Source organism: Bacteroidota bacterium (assembly GCA_034723125.1).
Lineage (GTDB): Bacteria > Bacteroidota > Bacteroidia > CAILMK01 > JAAYUY01 > JAYEOP01.
Genome location: JAYEOP010000441.1, coordinates 1 through 2,073, shown reverse-complemented (window position 1 = coordinate 2,073; position 2,073 = coordinate 1). Strand labels below are relative to the sequence as shown.

The window sequence follows — 2,073 nt, the reverse complement described above, 5'->3', positions numbered from 1 at the left end:
ATTTTACCTGTATAAAATGGATGAGATGTATTTGAAATTTCAAGCTTAAAGAGTGGATATTCTTTACCATCTTCCCATTTAATAGTTTCTTTTGTATGAACTGAAGATTTTGTTAAAAATGTATAATCGTTCGATATATCTTTAAAAACAACGAATCTGTAATCTTTTGGATGAATGTCTTTTTTCATTTTAATTATCTTTATTTTTTCGGGTTGCAAAATTAGTTTTTTATCTTAAAAAAACAAAAAGAATTAATAATAATTTTTATAAAATATCTTTTAGTAATTTTAAATTTTAAATTTTAAATTTATTTTTTAATATAGCCCTTGTTATTTCTCGTTTTCCGGGAGGACCGGGAATATTTTCAACTGTAAATCCCGATGTTTTCAAGGCTCTTTTAACTTTTCCTTTGGCAGAATATGTTGTTAAAATTCCATTCTTTTTCATTGATTTGGCAATCTTGATAAAAATATCTTCTATCCATAAGTTGGGCTGAACATTAGGAGCAAACGCATCAAAGTACACAAGATTATATTCTTTTTTAGGGAAAATGACATCTTCGATTTTCTGATGGATCTTTTTAAGAGCGAATTTTTTAGTGATATTTTCAAATTTGTTCCACCCTACCCTGTGCATTTTTAAAAATGCAGTACTAATATTTTTATCCTGAAAAAGCCCGGAATAATTGATCTTTTGATAAATTTCTTCTTCCAAAGGAAAAGCTTCAATCGAAGTATAATTAATTTCCTGATTGTTTTTCTCTGATTCCATGAAGGTCAATAATGCGTTTAGCCCTGTTCCAAAACCAATTTCAAGAATATTTATTTTATTTGAATTATTGTTTAAATATCTCAAACCTGCATTAATAAAAATGTGCAACGACTCCTGCACAGCTCCGTGAATCGAATGATAATGCTCACCTAACTCAGGCACATACAAAGTATGCGAGCCGTCTTCGGTTTTAATTATTTGAATATTTTTGTACATTATTGAGGTCTTCTTTTATCAATATTAAATAACTATTTAGCTGTCATTAGCCCTTCGGGCGTCATTAATTGTCATTAGCACTACGTGCGTCATTCGCTTTACATCATTTGGAGTAGTGTATTAAATAACTATTAATGACCATTGAATGACTACCGAATGACAAATTTTAATAATTTTTGAATATTTGTTATCCAATGACTTTTTAATTGGGCTCAATTATACAATAAATGAACATTTAATATTTCATCATTAAAAACTACCTCATTCAAATAACTTCCTGATGAATAATTATAAATTTCTATTGTATTATTTTCAATAAAATAAACCTCATTATTAAAATAATTATTAAGGATTAAGTTGCATGCTTTGTCTGTTAAATAAGGGAAAACTGCATTACTTGAAATAAAATATTTATAAATGTTTTCATCAATACAAAATAAAAATTCATTATTAAAACGCTCAACTGCTTTCAATTTCCCATCAGGTAAATCTACCGGTTTCCAGCAATAATTTTCCGGAATGTTATAAATATTCAATACCGCTTGCTTGTCAATATTGGCAAAAACATAAACATTATCATCATCAAAATATATAGATTTCCTGTGCTTGTAGGGGAAGTTTGGGATATTTTTTATTTGTTTGTCAAGCTTTTGCTTAAATTGTTTACTAGCACTTATTTTATCGCTTGCTATGTATTTTAAAATGTGTTGTAATTCTACTATGTATTCATCTTTTCTAGAAATTTTCACTAAGCATTCTCTAGATTATTAAAAAATACTTCCATTTCTTTTTCATATTCTTTTTCAGATAACATTTTAGCCGTGCCACTTTTAATTTCATTTCTTGCATTGTGCAGTTTTTCTTGTCTTTCATAAAAGTATGGGTCTAATGCTATGTTTTTGTCTTTTTTGATGGTAACTTTGTCCTTGTACTTCTCTATAAAATCTTGAAAGTCTTGCATAAAACTATCTTGTATGTCTAGTGTTAATGTTTGCATAATGAGACTCCTTTACTTTTTACACTATAATAGCAGAAATTAAATGAACTTTTAGTAAAAATAGATGTCAGGTACCTTGCTGTCTTGAA

Annotated in this window: 4 protein-coding genes; all 4 read right to left on the bottom strand. The window is 27.8% G+C overall.

The window, feature by feature from the left end; all coding sequences use genetic code 11:
- On the bottom strand, nt 1-188 hold a 188-nt coding region (locus U9R42_11740; GenBank protein MEA3496695.1), incomplete at its 3' end, for a type B 50S ribosomal protein L31.
- Nucleotides 189-294: 106 nt separating this feature from the next.
- Nucleotides 295-987: a tRNA (5-methylaminomethyl-2-thiouridine)(34)-methyltransferase MnmD gene (mnmD, locus tag U9R42_11735; protein MEA3496694.1), complete on the bottom strand. Its 693-nt coding sequence runs from the start codon at nt 985-987 to the stop codon at nt 295-297.
- A 212-nt stretch (nt 988-1,199) separates the two neighbouring features.
- Entirely contained in the window at nt 1,200-1,736 is a 537-nt protein-coding gene (locus U9R42_11730) for a hypothetical protein (protein MEA3496693.1), read from the bottom strand.
- Nucleotides 1,736-1,984: a hypothetical protein gene (locus U9R42_11725; protein ID MEA3496692.1), complete on the bottom strand. Its 249-nt coding sequence runs from the start codon at nt 1,982-1,984 to the stop codon at nt 1,736-1,738. The genes U9R42_11730 and U9R42_11725 overlap by 1 nt, the downstream gene beginning before the upstream one ends.
- Nucleotides 1,985-2,073 lie beyond the last annotated feature (89 nt).

Coding starts and splice junctions, on each gene's coding strand:
- mnmD (MEA3496694.1), bottom strand. CDS start 987: ATGTACAAAAATATTCAAATAATTAAAACCGAAGACGGCTCGCATACT.
- U9R42_11725 (MEA3496692.1), bottom strand. CDS start 1,984: ATGCAAACATTAACACTAGACATACAAGATAGTTTTATGCAAGACTTT.